General features: G+C 61.5%; 20 protein-coding genes and 1 pseudogene. 17 read left to right on the top strand and 4 right to left on the bottom strand.

Going from position 1 to position 22,848, the window contains the following annotated elements; genetic code table 11:
• Positions 1-127 precede the first annotated feature (127 nt).
• The 3 genes from WDU96_RS10460 to WDU96_RS10450 are packed head-to-tail and all read left to right on the top strand — an operon-like array spanning position 128 to position 4,049.
• On the top strand, positions 128-1,219 hold the full coding sequence (locus WDU96_RS10460; RefSeq protein WP_337338462.1) for a hypothetical protein: 1,092 nt from the start codon (positions 128-130) through the stop codon (positions 1,217-1,219).
• On the top strand, positions 1,219-2,853 hold the full coding sequence (locus WDU96_RS10455) for a sensor histidine kinase (protein WP_337338461.1): 1,635 nt from the start codon (positions 1,219-1,221) through the stop codon (positions 2,851-2,853). Before WDU96_RS10460 ends, WDU96_RS10455 begins: the two co-directional genes overlap by 1 nt.
• Positions 2,850-4,049: a nucleotidyl cyclase domain-containing protein gene (locus WDU96_RS10450; protein WP_337338460.1), complete on the top strand. Its 1,200-nt coding sequence runs from the start codon at positions 2,850-2,852 to the stop codon at positions 4,047-4,049. Before WDU96_RS10455 ends, WDU96_RS10450 begins: the two co-directional genes overlap by 4 nt.
• Here WDU96_RS10450 and WDU96_RS10445 read toward each other — a convergent pair.
• From WDU96_RS10445 to WDU96_RS10430, 4 genes are all read right to left on the bottom strand, one after another.
• Positions 4,036-4,638, bottom strand: coding sequence for a hypothetical protein (locus tag WDU96_RS10445; RefSeq protein ID WP_337338459.1), 603 nt, complete (start codon positions 4,636-4,638; stop codon positions 4,036-4,038). The two genes, WDU96_RS10450 and WDU96_RS10445, sit on opposite strands and share 14 nt — an antisense overlap.
• 103 nt (positions 4,639-4,741) lie before the next feature.
• The gene (locus WDU96_RS10440) at positions 4,742-5,491 is read right to left on the bottom strand and encodes a CPBP family intramembrane glutamic endopeptidase (protein WP_337338458.1); all 750 of its coding nucleotides are present in this window, start codon (positions 5,489-5,491) and stop codon (positions 4,742-4,744) included.
• A 35-nt stretch (positions 5,492-5,526) separates the two neighbouring features.
• Positions 5,527-6,072 carry a hypothetical protein gene (locus WDU96_RS10435; protein ID WP_337338457.1) on the bottom strand — a complete coding sequence of 182 codons (546 nt, stop codon included), beginning with the start codon at positions 6,070-6,072 and terminating at the stop codon, positions 5,527-5,529.
• A 184-nt stretch (positions 6,073-6,256) separates the two neighbouring features.
• Positions 6,257-7,081, bottom strand: coding sequence for a CPBP family intramembrane glutamic endopeptidase (locus tag WDU96_RS10430; protein ID WP_337338456.1), 825 nt, complete (start codon positions 7,079-7,081; stop codon positions 6,257-6,259).
• A gap of 34 nt (positions 7,082-7,115) precedes the next feature.
• Here WDU96_RS10430 and WDU96_RS10425 point away from each other — a divergent pair, with 34 nt between their 5' ends.
• From WDU96_RS10425 to WDU96_RS10370, 14 genes and pseudogenes are all read left to right on the top strand, one after another.
• Positions 7,116-7,730 carry an arsenate reductase/protein-tyrosine-phosphatase family protein gene (locus WDU96_RS10425; RefSeq protein ID WP_337338455.1) on the top strand — a complete coding sequence of 205 codons (615 nt, stop codon included), beginning with the start codon at positions 7,116-7,118 and terminating at the stop codon, positions 7,728-7,730.
• Positions 7,731-7,760: 30 nt separating this feature from the next.
• A complete protein-coding gene (locus WDU96_RS10420; protein ID WP_337338454.1) occupies positions 7,761-9,242 on the top strand; it encodes a tyrosine-protein kinase domain-containing protein in 1,482 nt (493 codons plus the stop codon).
• Positions 9,242-10,186 carry a hypothetical protein gene (locus WDU96_RS10415; protein WP_337338453.1) on the top strand — a complete coding sequence of 315 codons (945 nt, stop codon included), beginning with the start codon at positions 9,242-9,244 and terminating at the stop codon, positions 10,184-10,186. The genes WDU96_RS10420 and WDU96_RS10415 overlap by 1 nt, the downstream gene beginning before the upstream one ends.
• A gap of 177 nt (positions 10,187-10,363) precedes the next feature.
• On the top strand, positions 10,364-11,920 hold the full coding sequence (locus WDU96_RS10410) for a sugar transferase (protein ID WP_420063957.1): 1,557 nt from the start codon (positions 10,364-10,366) through the stop codon (positions 11,918-11,920).
• A gap of 59 nt (positions 11,921-11,979) precedes the next feature.
• The gene (locus WDU96_RS10405) at positions 11,980-13,113 is read left to right on the top strand and encodes a glycosyltransferase (RefSeq protein WP_337338452.1); all 1,134 of its coding nucleotides are present in this window, start codon (positions 11,980-11,982) and stop codon (positions 13,111-13,113) included.
• Entirely contained in the window at positions 13,025-13,774 is a 750-nt protein-coding gene (locus tag WDU96_RS13615; RefSeq protein WP_420063956.1) for an acyltransferase, read from the top strand. Before WDU96_RS10405 ends, WDU96_RS13615 begins: the two co-directional genes overlap by 89 nt.
• Positions 13,764-14,879, top strand: coding sequence for a glycosyltransferase family 4 protein (locus WDU96_RS10400; protein WP_337338451.1), 1,116 nt, complete (start codon positions 13,764-13,766; stop codon positions 14,877-14,879). Before WDU96_RS13615 ends, WDU96_RS10400 begins: the two co-directional genes overlap by 11 nt.
• Positions 14,855-15,202, top strand: a pseudogene (locus WDU96_RS13610) (glycosyltransferase family A protein); the annotation flags it as partial. The gene WDU96_RS10400 and the pseudogene WDU96_RS13610, both read left to right, overlap by 25 nt.
• 318 nt (positions 15,203-15,520) lie before the next feature.
• Complete coding sequence (locus WDU96_RS10395) at positions 15,521-15,742, top strand: hypothetical protein (protein WP_337338450.1); 222 nt, start codon at positions 15,521-15,523, stop codon at positions 15,740-15,742.
• On the top strand, positions 15,739-17,013 hold the full coding sequence (locus WDU96_RS10390) for an MATE family efflux transporter (RefSeq protein WP_337338449.1): 1,275 nt from the start codon (positions 15,739-15,741) through the stop codon (positions 17,011-17,013). Before WDU96_RS10395 ends, WDU96_RS10390 begins: the two co-directional genes overlap by 4 nt.
• Before the next feature lie 3 nt (positions 17,014-17,016).
• On the top strand, positions 17,017-18,294 hold the full coding sequence (locus WDU96_RS10385; RefSeq protein WP_337338448.1) for an O-antigen ligase family protein: 1,278 nt from the start codon (positions 17,017-17,019) through the stop codon (positions 18,292-18,294).
• Positions 18,287-20,140: a DUF2264 domain-containing protein gene (locus tag WDU96_RS10380; RefSeq protein WP_337338447.1), complete on the top strand. Its 1,854-nt coding sequence runs from the start codon at positions 18,287-18,289 to the stop codon at positions 20,138-20,140. The genes WDU96_RS10385 and WDU96_RS10380 overlap by 8 nt, the downstream gene beginning before the upstream one ends.
• Positions 20,141-20,827: 687 nt before the next feature.
• A complete protein-coding gene (locus WDU96_RS10375; protein ID WP_337338446.1) occupies positions 20,828-21,001 on the top strand; it encodes a hypothetical protein in 174 nt (57 codons plus the stop codon).
• Complete coding sequence (locus tag WDU96_RS10370) at positions 20,998-22,095, top strand: acyltransferase family protein (protein ID WP_337338445.1); 1,098 nt, start codon at positions 20,998-21,000, stop codon at positions 22,093-22,095. The genes WDU96_RS10375 and WDU96_RS10370 overlap by 4 nt, the downstream gene beginning before the upstream one ends.
• The last annotated feature ends 753 nt before the right edge of the window (positions 22,096-22,848 follow it).

Raw genomic sequence — 22,848 nt, 5'->3', positions numbered from 1 at the left:
GACCACGATCTTGCTATGCTGACGTGCACGTAGCATTCGTTTTTCGCCGATACGCCCCCAACAAACCCCCAAGGTTTCCTCAAGGCGCTTCGGGTCAGGCGCCAATTGAGACCGCGCGGGGGCGTCGATGGTCACGATCTACACGATCGCACTCACTGCGGCTTGTTGCGCCGCGGTGGCGCTGGTGGTCATTTCTGAGCGTGGCGCCCGCCCTGTCGGCTCATCGTGGGTCAGCGTTTCCACGCTCGCTCTGCTCGCCGGCACGTCGGCGACGCTGTCGACGCTCGCCTACGCCATGGCAGACGAGAACTCGCAGAATCTGCTGCCGCTGGTGATTGCCGATGTGACGATGCCGCTTTCGGTCGGGTTGCTCGCCGCCGCCATGCGCCGCGCCACCGCAAAGACACACACCTGGGCGATGTGGTTTCTGCTGGTCTCGCTGGGCGTCGGTGCGCTGACGGTCTACGTCTCGGTGGACGCCAGCTATTACGTCAAGCTGGTCGCGCTGTCGACGTTCAGCCTCATCGCAGCGACGGCTTGCTATCAGGGTCGAGAACACCTGCCGCGACTTGGCGCACTGCTGGTGGGCATCACGGTCACGGTCTACGGCGTCTACTGCGCCGCCCGCCTCATCGTGCCGCTCTACGTCGGCAACGATGACTTCTACGTGCAGTTGCTGCTCACGCAAGGGCCCGCGACGATCGTCGCTGCGATCACGGTCGCGGTTGCGGCCGCGGGCATGATTCTCATCGTTCGCGGCGTGAACCCCGACGACGCAACGCGCATCGTCAACACCCGCGCCTTGACGGACTGGATGGAGGCGCTGCTGGCGATGAGCCCGACCGTCACCACCATCGGCATCTCTATTCCTGACGCCCAACTGCACCGCACCGCTTTCGGCCGCCCCTGGGCACTGGCCATCACCCACGCGGCGACGACCGCGACGCTTGAGGTCATGCCCTCGGGCGCGATCATCGGTCGAGTGGCACCGAACACGCTCGTTGTCTTGCACTTCGGCGGCACCACGCTCGATGTCGATGTGATCAGAGAGCGGCTGCAGAAGTCTTACGCTGAAATGATGCCGCCTTCTGCCCCCACACGACCACCCGAGCTCGTGGTCGAGCGCGCGGTCTTTTCGTCGTCTGCAGAGTTGCGGCGCTTCGCCCGGCAGTCTCGAGCCACCGCTCGTCGTGCCATGTCTTCTGAGAGAGCGCGATAGTGGCAGAAATTCGGCGTCTTGAGTCACGCACCAACTCCATCTGGCTGTCGCAGCTGCTGCTCGCTGTCGTGGTGGTCGTCATCGTGCTGCTCGTGCAAGCGGTCGAACCCGAGACGATGGGCGAGTGGACGTTCTCGGTGGGCGTCTCGGCGATGGTGGTCATCACCGCGCTGGCGCTCATTGTGCCGTGGGGTCTGCTGCCCTCGTGGGCAGCGCTCAGCATTCCGTTTCTCGACATCATCGCTGTAGGCACGATGTCGGCGCAGACCACCATCGACCTCGCCTACCTGTGGGCTTTTCCGGTCATCTGGATCGCGACGCACTACGGGTTTGTCGCGATCGGCTCGGCCCTCGGCGTGATCGCCGTCTCGGTCGTGATGAGCGAGATCGGCTCTCCCGGCACGGCCGATGCCACGCTGCGGGTGAGCGTTATCACCCTCACGCTCACGTTCATCGCGATCAGCACCCGCCTGGCGGCGCAGCAGACCCGAGCGTTCAAGAGGCTGCTGGTGCGAGAGGCAAGCAAGCTCAACGACGCGTTGGCGCGAGCGAAGCGGCAAGAACGCAATGCCTCTCAGATGCTCGAGACCATCGACGTGGGCATCGCGCGAATCTCGGCCAACGGCGATGTCGACGAGTTCAATGACACCTACCGCTCGCTGTACGGCATTCGTGCCTCCGACCTGACGGCCCCGCCCTCGTCGGTCGAATACGACGCGTTGCGGGGTGCGCCCGTGCCGGCGGCGAACCGTCCGCTGCAGCGTGCGATGCGCGGCGAGCAGTTCGACGATGCCCGCACCTGGCTGTTCACCGCCTCGGGCGTGTGGCACGCCCTCTCGCTCACGGCGCGCTCGGTGCCGAGCGATGACGGCTCAGACACCCGACACGGTTCCCTGCTGATCGCTCACGACATCACCGCGATGCTGCGCGCCGAAAACCTGCGGCAGACGCTGACGGCGCGCATCTCACACGAACTGCGCAACCCGCTCACCACGGTTCTCGGCTTCTCAGAGATTCTGCTCGATGACGAAGAGCTGCCAGCGCGTGCACACAAGCAGATCAACGAGATCAGCATGGCGGGCCAGCGCATGCTGACACTGTCTGAGGCCATTCTGCAGTCGGGCGCCTCTGCGCAGAAAGACGAGTTGGTGATGGTGCCCACCGACCTGTCGAAGGTCGTCACGCAGTCGGTCGATTCGTTCGAGCCGATGGCGGGGTCAAAGGCAGTCGCTGTCGAGTGGTACCCGCACGCCACGACGTTCGTGCTGGGTGATGCTTTCCGCTTGCGCCAGTTGGTCGACAACCTGCTCAGCAACGCGATCAAATACACCCCGAAGGGCGGCAAGGTGATGCTCTACGTGACCACCACCGACGACGAGGTGCTGCTGAGCATCAGCGATACCGGTTCGGGCATGACCGCCGAAGAGGTCGATCGCATCTACGACCCCTACTACCGGGCACCGGGAGCCGTCACGAGCGAAGTGCAGGGCACCGGTTTGGGCATGGGCATTGTCAAGTCGCTGATCGAACAGCACGGCGGTAGCCTGTCGATCGAGAGTGAGCCCATGCGCGGCACAACGATGACCGCGTCGCTGAAACCGGCGCCCGAAACCGTTGAGGCAGGTGCAAAGTGATTGAGTCTGGCGAGTTTGCCGTCGTGCAGACCACGGTGGTCACGACGTGCGTGATCCTGATGACCTGGCTTGGTCTGGTCGGTCGCTCTGGGCGCCCCACCATGCTGTGGACGCTCGGCCTGTTTTTCTCGCTACTTGGTGTCTACGCCTCATACGCGAGCATTGCTTTGGGTCTCGAAACTGCCGTGTTGCCCGCCGGCCAGGCCTTCGGCTGTGGCATGCCACTGCTGTTGTGGTCGGGTTTGCGCGCACTGCACCGAAAACGCGCCTACTCATGGGCGGGCCCCGCTCAGGCTCTTGTGACTTTCGCGGTGCTGATGGCGACCGCCGGCTCGGCGTTCGGCGCATTCGCCTTTCGCACGGCGTTCTTTGCCACCGGACTCGCGGTCGTGGCGCTCGCCATCGAAGCGATGAGCGGCGACACCCGCGGTTCGCTCTATACGCCGCCTCTCGTCGCGGCGTGCGGGCTCGTCTTTGCCCTCGCGACGGTCGGGTTCTTGCTGCCTCTGATTACCGGCAACACGCTCGTCGAACTCGGTGACGCTCTGTTCACCCGCGTCAGCGTGATGATCTCAACCATGTTCCTCATCACGGCGACCGTCACGCTGCTCTTCTACGCCAATCGGCGCCCTGGGGCGCTTGACACTCTCGAGGCACTCGACGCATTCATGCCCCAATCGCTCATGCGGGGCGTGGCGCGTGAACGGTTGGTTCGTGCCGGGCGCAGAGACGAGAGCGACTGGACCTTCATCGAACTGTGTCTTGACGACCTCGACGATCTGCGCGACGCGAGCAACGGCTGGTCATTCCGCGCACTCGTCTCGACCTTCGAGACGATCATCATCCAAGAGCTGCGCGCCGAGGCTGACCTCAGCCGCGTGGTGCCCGGTCGGGTGCAGATTCTGGTGGCAGAGTCGGCCGCGTCGACTCGCGAGCGGGTGCGCCTTGTGATCAACCGGCTGTCAGAAGAAGCCTCGGGGGTCGCCAACGTGCGTGTCTCTGCCAGCGCCGGCATTGTGCCGGTGGTGGTCGGCACAGACACCTACGACCAACTCGCCACGCTCGCCCATGACGCCGTGCTCGAGGCGCAGAGCCAGGGTGGCGACCGGTGGGTGCGCCTACCCCCGCGCGACGGCCGACAGGCGCCCGCTACGACGACGATTGCGCTACAGCCACCGCCAGCTACGGCGCGATAGCGACGGTGAGCGTCTCTGAGGCGGTTTGCTTCGCATAGTCGCTTGAGGTCGGCGTCGACTGCACCAAGAACTCATACGTGAACTGCAGGGTCACATAGGTGGCGCCCTCGGGCACCGCACCGACCATGAAGGTCTGCGTATAGCTGTAGGGGTCGATCACGAGATAGCCGGGGCTGGTCGTGGCCGAGTCGATCTGTGCGCTGAGCGGGTCGAAGGTTTCGGTGGCCGATGCGGGCGTGGCGATCATGGTGGCACGCTGCAGATACACCGACTGGCCGTCGTCGGGGGTGATCTCTGTCGTGAGCGACACCGACACCGGCTTGAGCACGCCCGCATTCCACTGATCCATCGACAGCGTTGACCAGTAGTCGATGCTGACGTCAAGCGGGCCGGCAACCATTTCACGCGCGGTCGAGCCCGAAGAAAGATCGTTCGGCACCGGCTGCTCGGCTGTTGCCGTGGGCGTCGGTGTGGGCGTGGCGGTGGGTTCAGACCAGGGCGGGGTGAACGAGCTGCATCCGGTCAGTCCGAGCGTGAGCGCCGCCAGCACAGCGGTGGTTCGAACGGTGGCGCGGGTCGTGCGAGTCATATGCGGGCCCTTGATCGGTGGGGAGGTTTGGGGGTCACAGCCGGGGTCTTTCTCTTGGCCATAGTAGACGTGCAACAGTCTGGCGCGTTGACGAGCCGGCCGCTCAGGCGAGCAGCATGGCCACGCCGAGCGTATTGAAGAGTATGTGCGCGCACAGCGCTCCGCCCAGTCGCCCGGTGATGAACACCAGTGTGGCGCACCCGATTCCCACCGCCGCGGTGCCGACGAGTGTTCCAACCGGCACCGTCGCGCCAGCGACAATCGGCCCGATCGCGTGAATCGCGACGAAGCTGAGGGTCGAGACGGCAACCACGACAACACCAGTGATCACGCCGCGCGAGCCGAGCAGGTCGCCGAGTGATCGTTGCAGCAGCCCGCGAAAGAAGACCTCTTCGACCACGGGCGAGATCAGCACGGCTGTCGTCAGCGCAACGGCGATGGCGAGCACATTGACGGGTGCGCCAAGTGGCCCGGCGCTGAAGAACCCCGATGAGCCCGGCACGGTCGGCGCGACGATCTCTACCGCCGCGCGTGCGGCCAACGCGATCGCGGCACCGACAACGAGGTCGAGCGCGCGCCAGTGGCGCAGGCCAAAAGCAGACAAGAGGGTGGATGCTGCAACGCGTCCCGCGAGCGCTACGGCCACGATCATCGGCGCACTGAGCACAACAACGTCGGCGATCGCTATAAGAGAGGTATCAACCTGCCACCGCAGCCGCGCTGACGGCCACCACGCGATGAGAGCCGCCGTCAGCGCGAACCCGGCCACGGCGATCGCCAGGGCGAGACCCGGTCGCGCATACGCAGCGTGCGCCTCAGCAACGGCCCCGGGAACGCGAGAAACCCCGGGCACCTGGGTGCCCGGGGTTTCTCGATGGTGCGTTATGTTCAGACCTGCGAAGCCGAACGGCGACGTGCAACACCGGCCGCGACGGCGATACCGCCGAGGCCGAGTGCGCCAGCGCCCAGCCAGAGAGCGCCGAGCGGTGCGTCGCCACCCGTTGCGGGCAGCGCGTCTTCGCCATCGGTTCCGCCGGCAGCAGCCGACGAAGTAGCGAATGACGCGACTGCAACAGCGTTGCCGTCTGCGTCATAGCCGGTGAGGGTGTACGAGCCTTCGCTTGCCACGGTGACGTCCACGGCGACCGAGCCGTCAACGACGGTCTTGTCAACGCTCGCTGAAGTCGTCGAGGTGAAGACCATCGACGCGAGCGTGGCGCCGCTGGCGTTTTCACCGGTCAAAACGAACGAGAGGGTCTGTCCGTTGAAGGCAGCCAGGTCACCAAAGGTGAAGGTGACGACCGAGCCGGGGACGATGACTGACGTGCTTGCGCCGTAGTCAGTCGAGGGGGTGTAAGCGGCAGCCGAGGTTGCGGCTGCGCCAGAGAAGACGAGGGCGCCGGCGATTGCCAGGGCGGTGAGTGATTTTTTCATGTATGTGTGCTCCAAATGATCAGCAAAACCGGGTGCGGCGCGGGTTGACTGCTGCTATCAAGACCTTGGGGATCTCCTGTGCAACTGTACAGAGAAACCCCTGACTAAAGCGAATCGTCGAGGTTTCTAGATTGTTACGTTTTGGGGCTGGCGCCGCAATCGCGAATCTACGCGAATATGCAGATCAAGTCCAGAAAGTGCCCACGAGCGCGAGAACCACGAAACTCGCGTTGAACACCAGGTGAACGAGCACCGCACCCCAGATGCGTCCGGTCAGCATTACGAGCAGCGAACACACCAGTCCGACGAGTTCGATCGACAAAATCAAGCTGGTGCCCAGCTGCGCGGTGAACGCGTGCACGAGCATGAACACAGCGCTGCTCACGATCACGGCGGTCACCCCGGCGGCGACCCGACCGACCGGCCTTCGCAACACCGTGTAGACGCTCACCAGCAGCACCGCGCGAAAGAAGAACTCTTCAAGCAACGGCGCAACGAGCACCGGGCCCAGCAGATCGGTCACCAGCCACTGGCTGCCCAGCGACCCGTCCAGGGTCGTATAACGCGGAAAAGCCCCACTGCCGCCGAGCCCCACTTCGATCCACCCGGCCACCACACGCAGCGCAACCCCGAGCACGACCGCATACAGCAGGTCGACCGCACGAAAGCGCAGCAGCCCCGCCGGCCGCGATCGACTGAAGGCCCACACGATCGGCACCGCCATGCCTATCCACAGCAGCACGCCCGACGCGAGCGGCGCCCATCGCGCGTCGACGAGTGTGTCGATGGCAGCGGCACCGAGCGCGAAGAATCCCAACGAGAGAAACGCGACGGCGAGCGTGGTTTCGCGCCAGCGGCGCACCGAACGCCCACCTTCCCGCCAGTCGGTGCGCGCCGCCCTGCGGTAGTCGCCGCCCATTGCCGCGGCTTCCGCCTCAGCAGCGCCACCCTGCGCGCGCAGTTCGGCGCGCGTGAGGGGCTGCTCGACGTCGATAGAGTGATCTGGCACCCGCCCAACCTACCGATCTTCGAAAGGTTCCGCCGTGTTTGAGATCTTGACGGTCTGTACGGGAAACATCTGCCGCTCCCCCCTGGCAGAGCAACTGCTGCGCACCCGGCTCGCCGATTTTTCGCCGCAGGTCACGAGCGCCGGCACGCGGGGCCTAGCAGCGGCCGAGATGACCACCGAGGCGCAGCGCCTTGCGACGGATCGGGGTGTTCCCGAACCGGATGCTGCCGCTCACCGCTCGCGCTTCCTCACCGAACAGCACCTCATCTCCCCCGACCTGATTCTCGCGATGACCCGCGAACACCGCCGCGATATCGCCGAACTGGCGCCGTCACGACTCCGATCAACCTTCACCGTGCGCGAGTTCGCGCGGCTCTACGCATCAACGACGCCCGAGCAGATTCGCGCCGCTGCCGACGCCGCCGGTCCGGCCGCTGCCGACCGCGTTCGCGCGATGGCCGCAACCGTTGCTGGGCAACGGGGTCTGGCCTTTCCGCCCGACGATCCTGCCGATGACGACGTGATCGATCCCTACCGCCGCTCCTTCAAGACCTACGAATTGTCGGCCGACCAGCTGGTTCCCGCGATCGACTCCGTGGTCGACGCGATCACCGTGGCTCTGGCACCGAATTCTGTCGTGGCAAGATAGTCCCCAGACTTACCGGCACCGAAAGGCACCATGGAACTCTCTGACTACCTGCGCATTCTGCGCAAGAGCTGGTTGCTGATCGTTGTGGCAACCCTGGTGGGGGTCGGTGCAGCTGCCGCTTATTCGCTCACCCGCACTCCTCTCTATGAGGCGCAGAGCACAGTCTTCGTGTCGTCACAGGGTGGCGTCACGATCAGCGAACTGCAGCAGGGCTCTAACTTCACCGAGTCGCGCGTGACCACTTACACCAACCTCGTCACGACACCGATCGTGATGAACCCCGTGATCGCCGAGCTCGGTCTTGATGTGACTGCCGCTCAGCTTGCGAGCCAGGTGTCTGCCTCCAGCCCGCTGAACACCAGCCTGATCACGATCACTGTGACCGATGCTGATGCCCGCGAAGCCGCCGAAATCGCGAACGCGCTGGGCGCCAGCCTCACGAGTGCGGTCGAGGCGATCGAGACGCCCGCGGGCAGCGACACCAGCCCGGTGAGCCTGACGCGCGTCGAAGACGCGATCCCGCCGCTGTCCCCCTCCAGCCCGAACGTGCCGCTGAACCTTGCGCTCGGCTTCTTGGTGGGTCTCGCCGCCGGTGTCGGCATCGCTGTGCTGCGCGCAGTTCTCGACACCCGCATCCGCTCATCGCGCGATGTTGAAACGGTGACCGACACCCCTATCATCGGTGCCATCGCCTTCGACCCGAAGGCGAAGACGCGACCGCTCATCGTGCACGCCGACCCGCTCAGCCCCCGCGCCGAGTCGTTCCGCGCCCTGCGCACCAACCTGCAGTTTCTCGACATGGGCGGGCGCTCAAGCTTCGTCGTCACCTCGAGCCTGCCGAGCGAAGGCAAGTCGACCACCGCGATCAACCTCGCGATCGCCCTCGCCGACGCCGGCAAGCGTGTCGCTCTGCTCGACGCCGACCTTCGCAAGCCCAAGGTTGCCGAATACCTCGGCATCGAGGGTGGCGCCGGTCTTACCGACGTGCTGATCGGTCGCGCCCGTGTCGGTGATGTAATGCTGCCATGGGGTGGACGCAGCCTGTACGTGCTGCCCGCCGGCAAGATTCCGCCAAACCCGAGCGAGCTGCTCGGTTCGACGCAGATGAAGACCCTGCTCGACGTGCTTGAGCGCGACTTCGACGTCGTGCTGTGCGACGCTCCCCCGCTGCTCCCGGTGACCGACGGCGCCATCCTCGCGCGTGCGACCAGTGGCGCAATCGTCGTGGTGTCGGCCGGCTCGACTACAACGCACCAGCTTTCTGGCGCTGTTGACGCGCTCGACACCGTCGACGCGAAGATCGCCGGTGTGGTGCTCTCAATGGTGCCGACGCGCGGACCCGACTCCTACTACTCCTATGGGTATGGCTACGGATACGGCTACACCGACCAGAAGCCCCAGAAGAAGGCCAAGGGCAAGGACAAGGGCAAAAACTCTGCACCGGTCGCTGCTCCGTCGGCAGACAACGCCGCTGAACCCGCCACGCGCGCCGCGAGTCGCGCAGAAGGCTGATGAAACGGCGCACGCGCCACCGCAGCCGCGCCGCGCAGATTCTGGCGATTGTCGCGGTCGTTGTGCTCGCTATCGGTGTCGCCGCACTGGCGATGCTGGCGCTCACGCAGTCGAAGGGCACCTCGACGACAGCATCGGTCAGCCCGGTGCCGACCTTCGATCTTGGGGTCGACACTGACGCCGAGACCGCGTCGCCGACTCCTAGCGTGCAAGCGACGGTCAGTTTCGACCCCGCCAAAGAGCGGTTTCTCACGGTCGGCTCCGGTGTGATGTGGCGCGGCATCGCAGGCGAGTGCGGCTCGGTCGCCCCGGTAATCGAGCGCTCGCTCGACGACGGCGAGACGTGGGTTGACGTCACGCCGACCTATCGCGAGATCGGCCAGCTTCTGGCTCTCGAGTCTTTCGCCGACGGCCAGGCCGAGGTCATAGCGCTCGTGGGCGCCGACTGCGAGCCCCAGGCACTGCGCACCTTCACCCAGGGCGAGTTCTGGGAGCCCTACCCCGAGGTCTTGGCTAGCGCGACTTTCATCTCGCCCGATGCCTCAGGCACCGTGGTGATGGCGGGCGTCGAGGTCGAGGCACCGTGTGATGCGCCGCACGGCATTCGCACGGCCGGCGCCAATGTCGTGCTGATCTGTGACTGGATGGCCTACGTCGGCAACGTTGAACTCGCGAGCGAAAGCGGCGGGGATGAGTGGAACGCAGTAGACGCTCAGGACGTCATTGCTATCACGACGACGACAGATTCTGTGGCGGTCGCGCACCTAGATGAATCGTGCGACGGACTCGCCGTGTCGGTCATCAATTTCGCAGATGACGCACTCGCTACCGCTTCCAGCATTTGCGCAGAGGAAGCGGATGGCGCGTCTCCGGCTGCGCTAGCCATCGCCTCACCGGCCGGCGATGTGCTGTGGTCGGGCGACTCTCTCGTCCAGCTCCCGTAGCCGTCGCCGACGACGGCTGGCGAGCCAGCCGTCGTCGCCGGAGCTTTTGAAACAGTACGTTTCGAGCAACTTAACTTGCGCGAAACGCGGCACCGAAATGCCCTCCGATCTGGTCAAGAGCACCTCTCGTCTACTGCTAGCCTCTTTTTGGGGACAGGATCTACAGGAGCAATACAAGTGACGTCGAATCTCAATGTCGACGCGACACAGACGTCGCTTTCAACGGGGAAGCCAGCATCGATTGATGCGGCCGATGCTGCTCGTGCGCCCATGACTGAGGGCGCCAAGAGCCGCAACACCGTCGATTGGCGCAAGCGCTACGCACGCCGCCTGTACATTTCCGACCTGCTGGTTCTCGTGTGGGTTGTCTTCGGCACTCAGATCGCCTGGTTTGGCATGGGAAATGCCGATCTTGCGATGCGCGACGATGTGCGAATTACGGAGCTGTCGTATTGGATAGTTTCCGCAGTGCTCGTGCTCGTGTGGCAAGGGGCTTTGCGCTTCACCGACTCCCGTGACTATCGAGTGATCGGCGCGGGAAGCACTGAGTACGTACGGATTGCAACGGGAAGTATTCGCCTCTTCGGATTTGTGGCGATTCTCGCGTTCTTATTTCGAGTCGACATCGCACGCGGATATCTCCTCATCGCGCTACCGGTTGGTGTGCTCGTGCTCATCCTCGAGCGTTGGCTCTGGCGGCAGTGGTTGGTTGCGCACCGCTCGATGGGCGACTACTCCGCACGGGTGCTCCTCGTCGGTTCAGAATCCTCGGTTGCGCTGATCGCGACCGAGCTGAATCGCAACGTCAGCGCTGGCTACCGCGTCGTCGGCGCGTGTGTGCCTTCCGGGAAAATTGCGGACACCATCCCCGGCACAGACATCCCGATCATGGGCAACGTGGATGCTGTCGAGCAGGCAATGGTCGCTACTAGCGCCGACACGGTCGCGGTGACCAGTACAGATGATCTGCCGCCCCAGAAGGTCAAGCAGATCTCGTGGGGCCTTGAAGGCGGCAAACAACATCTGGTCTTGGCGCCTAGCATCATCGACATCGCCGGTCCTCGAATTCACATTCGCCCTGTTTCCGGGCTTCCCCTCATGCATGTTGAGACACCACGTTTCAGCGGTGGGCAGCGTTTCCTCAAACGCGCCGTTGACATCATCGCCACAGTCTTGGGCGTCGTAATCATCAGCCCGGTGCTGTTGGTCTTGGCGCTTCTCGTGCGGCTGTCGGGCCCAGGCCCGATTCTGTTCCGGCAAAAGCGCGTCGGCCTACGCGGAAAAGAGTTCACGATGCTCAAGTTCCGCTCGATGGTTGTCGACGCCGAGGCGATGCTCGCCGATCTGCAGACCGATCGCGATGCTGGCAACGAAGTTCTTTTCAAGATCCGTAACGATCCCCGAGTCACGCCGATCGGCCGTTTCATGCGCAGGTTCAGCCTCGACGAACTGCCCCAACTGTTCAACGTGATCGGTGGTTCGATGTCGCTGGTGGGCCCGCGCCCACCGCTGATATCTGAGGTCGCGTTGTACGCCGACCATGTGCACCGCCGATTTCTCGTGAAGCCAGGAGTCACTGGTGCATGGCAGGTAGGCGGACGATCGACATTGTCCTGGGACGAATCCGTGCGACTCGATCTTTCCTACGTAGAGAACTGGTCGCTTATCGGTGACATCGGAATCCTTGCCAAAACCGCCAAAGCAGCGATCGCTCCCGGTGAGACTGCGCACTAAACGGCGCTCGGCTACATCATCTGCTTTCCTCTGTCATCGCTCCTGTGAAAGGTGTTCCATTGCCCTCCATCGCTATTATCGGCACTCGCGGCTATCCGAGTTATTATGGTGGTTTTGAAACCGCCGTCCGCAAGCTTGCCCCGTTCCTCGCCGATCAGGGGTGGGATGTCACCGTGTATTGCAGGCCCGGAGCAACTCGCCTCGATGACCCCGGTCGCGACCACCGTATTCATGTCGTCGAAACCAAAGGTGTGGAGCGCAAGTCCCTCAGCACCCTCACATACGGGCTCACCGCCGCACATGACGCAAGCAAAAAGAAGCCTGATGTAGCGCTAGTGATGAATGTTGCAAACGGCTACTGGCTACCCTTGCTAAAGCGCGCTGGAATCCCGACCGTCGTCAACGTCGACGGCATTGAGTGGGACCGGGCAAAGTGGGGCAAACTCGCGAAGTGGATGTTTCGAATGGGCGCGAAGTTGACGGCCAAGTATGGCACCGAGCTCGTGGTCGACGCGCATGCCATCGGGGATCGCTGGCAAACCGATTTCGACCGAGGCGGCGTCTATCTTCCCTATGGCGGCGACAAATGGGCGCCTCTAAAGACTCCTATCGACCTCCAGAGGCGCCGCTATGTTTTGATGGTGGCACGTTTCGTTCCTGAAAACTCGATAGTCGAATTCTTCGATGCTGTCCCAAGCATCGCCGAATCAGCACCCGTGATCATCGTCGGATCGACCGGATACGGCGGAGACCTCGACCAACGAGCGCGAGAGTTGGCGGAGGCGCACAGCAACGTTCGCTGGCTCGGACACGTCAGTGATGACGAACTTCTTGCGGCCCTTTGGCAAAACTGTGGCGCCTACTTTCACGGGCACACCGTGGGCGGGACGAACCCTGCTCTCGTGCAAGCGATGGCAGCAGGCGCACCGGTGGTCGCAGTCGATACGGTCTACAACCGGGAGGTTCTCGGCGATGACTCTCAGACGTGCGCCCGCGACGCGGACTCCATATTGGAATCGATAGATGCTTTGCTCAACGATCCGGCACGTCAGGAGCGGATGTCTCGAACGAACATCCGACGCGCAGACGACCAATTCTCATGGGATGCCATCTGCCGCGGCTACGAATCGACGCTCCGCAAGGTTTCTTGTATCGCCGAGTCAGCGATTGGATCGTCGGATGAAGTTCGCTAGCATCTCAGGACCGCGGGCGCGTCTAGCTTCGTGTCAAGGTATCGTCAGAGCCGGGCTTATGTTCACCCGGGGTGTCTTCACATCACCCTGGTTTAGGCATTCTTCGGGGCCAGTCTTCCGCGGGAAATCTGTGACGATCCTCAATGCGCAGTTTGTGTCACACGTTGGACGGCTTGTGTTGGAAGATTATGTCGAGCTCCAGGGAGCTTCCCAACTCGGAATTAGTTTTGGCGAGAACGTTTCCATCGGCCGGGGTACCATGATCCGGCCCAGCAGCTACTACGGCGGTGAGGCGGGAGTCGGGTTGCGCATGGGAGATCGTTCGAGCGTGGGGGCAGGAGGGTTTATCGGTTGCTCCGGATGGATCGAGATTGGGAACGACGTGATGATCGGTCCCGGTGTGAGACTTTTCTCGGAAAACCATGCGTTCGATCGACTCGATATCCCAATCAAGGAACAAGGAGTCAACCGTGGTCAGCTGATCATCGAAGACGATTGTTGGATCGGGAGCGGTGTCACCGTGATGTCCGGGGTCCGTATCCGGCGAGGCACGGTCGTCGCTGCAGGTAGCGTAGTGACAAGAGATACCGCAGAGGGCTCAGTCATCGCGGGCACCCCCGCTCGACTCCTGAGAGTTCGAGGCGAAGACAGTGTCGCATAGCCCAAATCGAGCGATAAGCGCAACGTTCATCCATTCATCAAATGAGATGTACGGGGCCGACCGGATGCTCCTTCGTGTGCTGAGCGCGCTACGCCACGAAACGTCAGCAACAGTATGGCTTCCTGACGATGCACCAGCCACGGAACACAAGCTGTCGAACGAGTTGGCGTCGGAACGCATCGAGCATGAAGAACACCGCCTCCCAATCATACGCCGAGCAAACCTCACCCTGCTGGGCGCAATGCGGCTGGCTCGTGACACCATTGCAATGTCACGAGTATTCAGGCAGAACAAGCCGGACGTGGTGTGGTGCGCGACATCTGCGGCGCTGCCTGCGGCCCTCGCCGCTCGTTTTGCAGGCGTCGACAAGATTGTCCTTCACAACCAGGAAGTCTGGCGACCCCGCGAAGCCAGCATCTTGGGCCTGTTTGCCATTCCAGTCGATCGCATCGTTTCCATCTCCGACGCAGTGCACAATTCGCTCCCGGCAAACGCGCGCCGAAAGTCGATAGTGATCCCGAACTCTTCTGACGATGTAGCTCAGGTGTCGCTGCCAGCTGATATCGCCGTTACACGCTTCTTGATGGCCAGCCGATGGAACGGCTGGAAAGGACACGAGACCCTCTTACGCGCGTGGGCGATGGCAAAAGAGCCCGGAGTGCTTGTCATCGCGGGATCAGCCCCGCAGTCTGGCACAGCGGTCAACGTCCCAGAGCTTGTGGAAAGCCTAGGCATCGGCGCAAGCGTCGAAATCATTGGCGAAGTTGCAGATTTACATGACGAGATCAGGCGTGCTCATTATGTCGTCATGCCTTCCGATCAGCCAGAGCCATTCGGACTAGTTGCGATCGAAGCTCTCTCAGAGGGACGACCTGTCGTTGCCAGCGCTGGAGGCGGGCTGGGCCGAATTATCGTCGACGGCGAGTGCGGTCACCTTTTCCCCAATCGGGATGTGAGCGCCCTGGCCCGTGTCTTGGCTAGGACTTCAGTGGCCGAGTCATTGAGAATGAGTGCAGCAGCACGGGCACGCTACATGAGCAACTATTCCCGCGAGGCATTCGAACAAAGCCTGCGCGCCGAGTGGGAGAGGCTAATCGCAGAGTGAGTTCGACAGACTTCGATGTAATTATCCCTGCGTTCAACGCCCAGGCCTCCATACAACGTGCGGTGGCTAGCGCATACAGTGCTGGTGCCGCGAGAGTGATTGTCATCGATGACGGCTCTAGTGATGGGACCGCTCAATTGGCGATTGCCAAGGGGGCGCAAGTGGTGACCCAGCCGAATGCTGGCGCATCAATAGCACGCCGGAGAGGCCTTGACCTAGCCTCTTCACCATTTGTGATCCTTCTGGACGCCGATGACGCTCTTGTGTCTAAAGGAGTCGCGCATTCGCTGGCACTTCTCGACACACGTCCAGACGTGGCGGCAGTCGGTGGATCGGCACTCGGCTACGCTCCAAAAAACGCTCCCGTCTTGATTGCCCCGCCTGAGGGAGTGATAGATCTCAACGTGTTGCTCGCGCGCGGCTACTCGCCGGTTCCACCGGCGTGTTTCGTCTGGAGATTGGAAGAAGTGCGGCGCGCATCGTCCGGCTGCATTCCCCCACCGCTCCGACCTCGCTATGCCGAAGACTACGAGCTAGTTGTTCGTGGAGCCCTATCGAGCGCGATATTAATGCATCGCAGCATCACGGCCCGATACTCACTCACCGGCGGAAAATCCACGATCGACCCCTCCAGGTCGATCATGGCATCCTCAGAAATTCGCACATATTACTCGCGGTATCTGGGTATATCGATTCCGGTATGGACGGACCGTATGGTGGCGGCGCGTGTTGCACTTCGAGCATCAAAAGACTCTCCCGCAGGCCTATCTCGAGCGCGATTGGTCGCAAAAGCAGCAGCGCTGGATCCAGCACTCGTTCTGCCGCTCATCTTGTCAAAGCTCAAGCAATTCATCAAAAGATGACGTTCGCACGTAGCGTCGTCGTTTCGACTGCGGCCAATGTCGCCAGTCCACTTTCAATACTTCTCGCGTCCGCGATGGTGGCACAGCTATTCGGTCCGACCGGGCGCGGAGAAGTAGCTGCCGTGAACGCGGTGATCGTGCTCGCAGTTGCAGTTGCTTCTCTCGGCGCACCTGAGGCGCTCACCTATTTCATCGCCCGGAACGGCATCGCTGCCAAGGCGCCCAAACTGGCGCCGCTGGCAGTCACGCTCATCGGTGGCAGTGTGATCACCGTTGCAACCGTTGGGTTCAGCGGCGTTCTGAGCGGTCACGATCCCCAACTGGCACTAGTGATTCAGGCGGCCAGCCTCACGATTGTCCCGTCAATGTTTCTTGCGCTGCTGCGTAGCGGCGCCGCCGGACGAGAGCTTTGGGGACTCATCGCGTTTGAGCGATACGTGGCAGCCGGGGCCAGGATAGCCGGGCTCGCCATTCCCTTTGCGCTCGGCATACTGACTGTAAATCTGGCGGCCGTCATTCTCGTTGCGGCCCCGCTACTGGGTGCAGTGTGCTACCTCTGGCTACCTAGGCAGGCTGGCGAGCCAAGCGGCGTCCGGTTTGGTGCATTCACTGGATTCGCACTTCGGTCTTGGTCCGGCACGCTTGCAGGCATGCTGGCTGCGAGGCTAAGCCAAGCGTTGCTTTTACCTCTCAGCGACGCGTACCAACTTGGCCTTTTCGCGGTGGCTGTAAACCTTGCTGAGGTTCTCCTCATCAGCAATCAAGCATTTCGAGATGTTGTGTTTGCCTCGGATAGTAGATCAAATGACGTTGCGTTGCTCGCGCGAGCGTCTCGTATTTCTGGGTCTATCGCGCTCGTGACTGCCATCGCCATCGCACTTACGAGTCCGATGATTATTCCGCTGCTATTCGGGGAAGAATTCGTCGCCGCTGTGCCCATGACAGCCGCACTATCCCTCGGGCTTGTGCTGGGTATTCCCGGATCAGTGGCAGGAATGGGCCTTGGTGCCCGAGGTCGCCCCGGCCTTCGCTCGGTTTCCTTGGTCGCTGGGCTCGCTACCAATCTGACCGTGCTTCTGGTCCTCGCCCCGATTATCGGAGCATGGGGTGCAATCATCGCCTCAATCGCTACGAGTGCGGTGACCAGCAACCTGAATTTCTTCCACCTGCGACGGCATTTCGGACTCAGAGCTGGCCAATTCCTTTGGCCCAATCTTGCCGATCTGGCTCTCCTAGTCTCGATCGCGAGACGGATGATGGGAAAGGATTGACGTATGGAGATCGTGCTATTGCTCATCGCGACCCCGATACTGGTAGTCGCATTTTGGGCGATGACCAAGCCGGAGACACCGGTGACGATCTTGTTCCTTGCGTCGACGATGTCGAGTGTCAGTTTCGCACTCGGGCCTGCAAACCTCCGGATTGATGCCGTGGTTGCGCCGATCGTTCTCATCGCCGCCCTGTTCATGAAACGCAGTGCGCCGAGAACACCCCGCGATCGTTGGCGACGGATCTTTGGCGTCACGCTCGCAGGACTGGTGGCTCTGGCCATATTCTCCAGCGCGGCAAACGCTCCCGAACCGATAAGAAGCTATTTCATGCTCGGCAACTTCGCGTTGGGAGGCATGGTGTTCTTTTTTCTCACGCCGCTCGCGCTCAATTGGCGGCGCGTAGTAATCATATGCACGTGGGGGTTGGCACTCCTTTGCGCGTTGAGTATCGCAGAGCTTCTGATCGCACCAGGCGCAACGCAACTCACAGCGCCCCCGCAAGGTGGCGACGGATATAGAGTGCGCGGGTTGGCGCTTGAGCCCAATTTGATGGCAACCATGTGCGCTGGTTGGCTGGGCGTGTTGTTCTATTGGCGGTCGGTGTTGACACGCATTTATTTGTTGCCTGCCTGTCTTATTGCCGCGGCCGCGGTATTGACGAACACGCGAGCCGCCTGGGTGAGTATCGCGATCACCTGCGGGTTTGCACTTTGGACGCTCCGCTCCCGTCTAGTGTGGGCGCTACCAGCAATGGCTGCCTTGGTCGCTGCAATCACGGTCATTCTCGCGTCCGAAATTGGAAATGCCGAGAGAGGCTCTTTTGGCTGGAAGCTCCTCAATTTGTTTGCAAGCGATTCAGGGACAGGCCTCTACAGAATTAGGACATGGGACATCGCTTTTCAGGACCTATCTACAGCTGACGGCTATATAGCAGGGCTCGGCGTGAACTCGTATAGCCAACGACACCCAGTAGATCTAACGGGTGCAGTTGAGGGCTACTTAAGCAATGTTTGGATTGGCTGGCTGTACGACGGTGGCGTGCTTGCGCTTCTGTTGTTCGTCGTGTTAATTGTCTCAGCCTTTATGTACTCGAAGAATCGCTGGGACGCCATCCCTGCCTTCGTCGCGGTGTTGCTCGGCGCTTCCCTTACCAATCCTCTGTGGATGACATTCCCATGGCTGATCCTCGTATTCAGCACGGCTGTGGTCGAGGAGAACAGATCCCGAACTACAGCGCCCATTGCTGGAGGCGAACGAGAAAGAGACAGATTTTATGCCTGACACGGAATACCGATTCTTCCGCGAACGCGCCGCGAAGTCGCTTGCAGCGCTGGACGAGCATAGAGACCGTAGTCATGCGAACATTCGACTGCCGGGAGTCGCGAGCCGCAATGGTCGCCGTTTCGATTCGATGGAAGGCTTCTCTCGATCACTACTCTTGCTCTCGTTCCTCCGGGAGGATCGCTCCAGCACGGTGTCCACACAGTTCGAGAAGTATCGCCGAGGAATTGTTGCTGGGAGTGGGCTTGGGTCCGGTTCATGGCCCAGACCCAAGGACTTCGGCCAAGCAATCGTCGAATCCGCATCGATTGCGCTCGCGCTGGCGATCGCACCTGCCCGACTATGGTCACCTCTTAGCGCCGACGAAAAAATGCAGGTTGCTTCGTATCTGACGAGCGCTGCGAGGTGCGCAGTGTACCCAAACAACTGGGTCATGTTCCCCGCTGTAGTCGCGCGTTCTCTCGCCTCGCTCGGTCTGCCGATGAGCGATGAGCGTGTCTATATTTCTCGCGCGCGCGTGCGTCTTGAACAGTTATATGAAAGCGACGGTTGGTATTCAGACGGGGGTAAAGATCGTTTTGACTATTACAACAATTTCGCATTTCACTTTTATCCCCCTCTGCTCTCGCTACTCGAACTCGATCTCGTCGACCGGGATGTGACTGCTTCGCGCTTGCGTGACTTCACAAGGACGGCGTACGGCTACTTCAGCGCGGACGGAAGGATGGTCTATAAAGGCCGGTCGTTGGTCTACCGATTCGGCACAACCGCTCCATTTTGGTTGGCAGAAATGCTTGGTTGCAGCGATTTGCCCTCTGGGAGCGCGAGAATTCTGGGTGAGCGAGTATTTCAACGACTTCAATCGGACGGTGGCTGGGAAAGCGGCCTGTTCACCTACAGTTGGGCGGCTGGAGGTCACGTGGACCGCCAACCATACTCTGGACCAAGTTCTCCGCTGTGGAATGCGAAAGGGTTCGTCGGCTTGCTAGCGCCCGCTAATTCGCCTGTTTGGACATCTCGCTATTCACCGACAACGAAGCCAATACTTGTAGGCCAGCAGTTGCAGATGAGCACCGTCGACGTACCTGCAGTGTCGGTCGTCATGGCGCCGCACGCGACGCCAGATCGCCGTTTGGTCCGAGACTTCCTGTATGACGCCGATTTGTACAGCACACACGCCAGCGCTGCTCAGTCCAACCAACTCAGGGGTGGCACAAGATTTAACTTGCGGGCCAAGGAAATCCACCGAAGGAAAGCTGAAACAGTCGACGAGCTTACACAGAGCGAAGTCGTGCTTGGATGGGAACGAAAACTCCCGAGGCCGCTCGCGTACCGCATACGACCACCGCGCGTCACGGTGAAGAGCCTGAAGGTATACCGTACTTTTGTCCGTCTGGACTCCTCCGTGCTGGTAATTCTCGCAGTGCGAGCACTTCGCTCGGCTACTTTAGAAATCGACGGATGGGCTATCGGGAACGGCACCGTCGCGGAGGACGGACACAATTCGCGAGTAGTGGATAGCGTCGAGGGCATAGAGTCTTCTCTCATCCCCGTTGCGGGTCTTGACAGCAGTGTGTTCGGAAGCCGGCGAATTGCGTCGCCGTTTGGGGCTACTTCGCGGCAGCCAACGATCTCAACACGACTACAACGTGGTCTGCACGTGCTCGCGTATCAGACGATGATCGCGCCGATCGACACCGCACCAGGTCACTGCAACGCGCGGCAGATCTCGGCGGATGAAATCGTCGTCGAAACAAGCTCAAGCACGTTCACCGCGACGGCAACGGTCAGTGGTCTCCGCGTGCGATCATCGTGTGGTGCCCCCTGTCAAAGTGACAGGCAATAATCCGGGCGGAGACTGCCGCACGCCTGCGATAGCGACATAGTTTGATAGGCTACCCGCCTGGCACCGCGCGATTGCGGCATCATCATTACCATTAAAGTTGCGGCGCTGGGCGAGAACGTTACCGCCGGCCGCTCCCGCTGGCATCGCGAGCGCGCACGACGTCGCCCTCTTGCGCGTGTAAAGCGACTACGTTTTCGACAGAGCCCGTGACGGGGCCACCTCGAAAAGGACGCCAGCCATCCGCTCGGGATCTATGCACATGCCAAAGCAGCCGGCGTTGCCATCATCAGTATTCGTGCGCGCCATAATCCGGCTCGCAGAACGAAGCATCGATCCTGTCGCCAGCGACGACCAATTGTCAGACTCATATTCACCGACGACCTCGCCGCCGGTATCTACGAGCTGAGCAGCTAGTCACGGTCGTCGTCAGCATTCAATTCGTCTGCTCGGTCCCGTACTGATGACCCACACTTGACGCGGTGCCGAGATGCGCCTGAAACGAGAGCATGGGAGACTGTACCTCACTCCCCTATTTGGACGCGTCGGTGCGTGGGTGCCGACTGCATTCGCGTTGACGGACCGCTTCCGCGAAAGGTCCTGGCACCCCCAATGCCTCAACTCACATCCCCTTCGAGAGCATGCCGCCCGCTAAGCAGTGCTCTCGCGACCGTGGCTACCATCAGCGCGATGGTTTCCCCCCAGCGCGCACTCGCACCCGCGGCATTCGCCGCCAGCTCTGACGGCGCCCCCGCCCGACAGTCGTCGGGAACGACGACTGTCGGCGAGACGGTCTGGATCGACCGTGCGGCGGCCGATGCGGGCAATGTCTTCGCCCATGCCGACGCCACCAACGCCGCGTGATTGTCAAAACGAATACTCAGAGGAAAACATGGATCGATGTAGGGAAGGGGCTTTGTATAGTCCTCGTTGTTCTCATGCACGTGTCCCTCTGGATCGAAAATGAGTTCAACGAGGGCCCTGGTGCGTTCTGGTGGTTGTTCTCCGAAGCGCTTGTGCCCATCCGAATGCCGCTGTTCTTCTTCCTCTCGGGCTATCTTGCCGCGAATGCGATCAAGCGACCTCTTGGCCAATCGAAAGCGCGCACGATCGGCTTCTACTACATCTACGTTCTGTGGACGGCGTTGTTCCTGTTGCGGCTCTGGCTCCCCGTCCCTGGGTTCGACGACCAGCCGACAGCGGGCCAGTTTCTACTTGCCCTAGTCCTGCCTACGTCGTTTTGGTACCTCTGGGCGCTTGCAGTGTTCTTTCTCATTGCATGGGCGGCTTACCGCTTTTTGGGTGAGAATAGCAAGTGGCTCATTGTGCCGCTATTCGGACTGGCTCTCACTGCGCCCGCGGTTGATGCGGTATTCCGACCAGTGCTCGCGCCGCCCGCGGACCCATTGATGTTTGGCCATATGTCCGTGAACTTCGTGTGGTTCTTCGCTGGCGTCCATGGGCGAAAGGTGTGGGACTCGCTCATGAACAGAGCCACACTGTCACGAGTTTGCGCGACTACAGCCGCCTATGCGGTTGCGGTTGGAGCGTCGGCTCTGTTCGACACGGTGGTGCCAATGCGCGCCGTCCTGGCCGCCGTCGGGCTACTCGCAATTGCCAACGTGCTCGCGTTTCTGCCTCTCCAGAACAAGCTCGTGAAGTGGTTGGAGCAGGTAGGTTCGCTGACCTTGCCGGTGTATATTTTCCATATCTTCGCCCTGTCGGCGCTTAGCGGTATTGTCAAGCTCACGGGAGTTGATCAATGGATCATGGCCTTCCCGCAATTGTTTGGCGCGCTCCTCCCGCCCGCCGTCGCACTCAGCCTCGTCGTCGCATCCGCGTTCATTGGGAAACTCATTCTGCGCTCGCCTCTCAGTTGGTCGCTCTCTCCACGCTGGTTGCAGCCGAAAACGAAGAACCCTGCTGGGCCTCCCCCAAGCCTTCGAGCAGCTAGCTGAACGCCAATCGCACGGCTCTTTGCGGAGCCGCACTCTAATCTCCTGGATAGCGACGGCGAACGCTGCGCCTGCGAACTCAAGCGGGAAGACACACTCAAGTCCCTTCGCCTCGACGAGTATGCTTGGGAGCCTCCTGCTCCGCGCACTGCCCAAGAACTGACATCGCCCTCGCCCTGATAGCCAACTGGGCGCCTAGTCCCCACACGCAAGCACATTCCTTCGATCGACGAGCTGCGATGTAAAGCACAATTCGGTGGTTCTAACAGCGGACCGCACCCGATCACGCTATGCGTGTCCAAGCAGCTGATTCCGGATTGCGACAATCCAGTAACCTAGTCCCCCACTGTCGGCGATATTGCTCGTGCGTGTTCACGATTGGCACCGACTTCACCGTCGACGACAAGGTCCGTCTGGTGTTGGGCGACAACCGGCTCTATCGGCTGGCGCTCAATCGACACAGTGCGAACGTGTCGATGGCGGCGCGGTATGCGCCTAGGGGTCTCCGAACCCAGTGCTTGCGAGGTAGTCGAGTTCGACGGGAGTCGGCGAGCAGTGTCGTTGGAAAACAAGCCATCTGCTCTCAGAGCCAGCTACACAGTGTCGGGTCTGTAAACTTTGGACGTTTAGGTGACGGAAATTGCTCATAACTTGGTGACAAGCGCGCGTGGAAAGTACGAGATCACGGAGATCAACTCGACCTATCTCGAAGGAAGATCGCTGCTCTGGGCAGACGCAGTGGCCACGTTCGAAGCT

The sequence above is a fragment of the Microbacterium marmarense genome, from assembly GCF_037204165.1.
GTDB lineage: Bacteria > Actinomycetota > Actinomycetes > Actinomycetales > Microbacteriaceae > Microbacterium > Microbacterium marmarense.
Note: the sequence above shows the minus strand (reverse complement) of the source record. Positions and strands in the feature narration are given on the sequence as shown.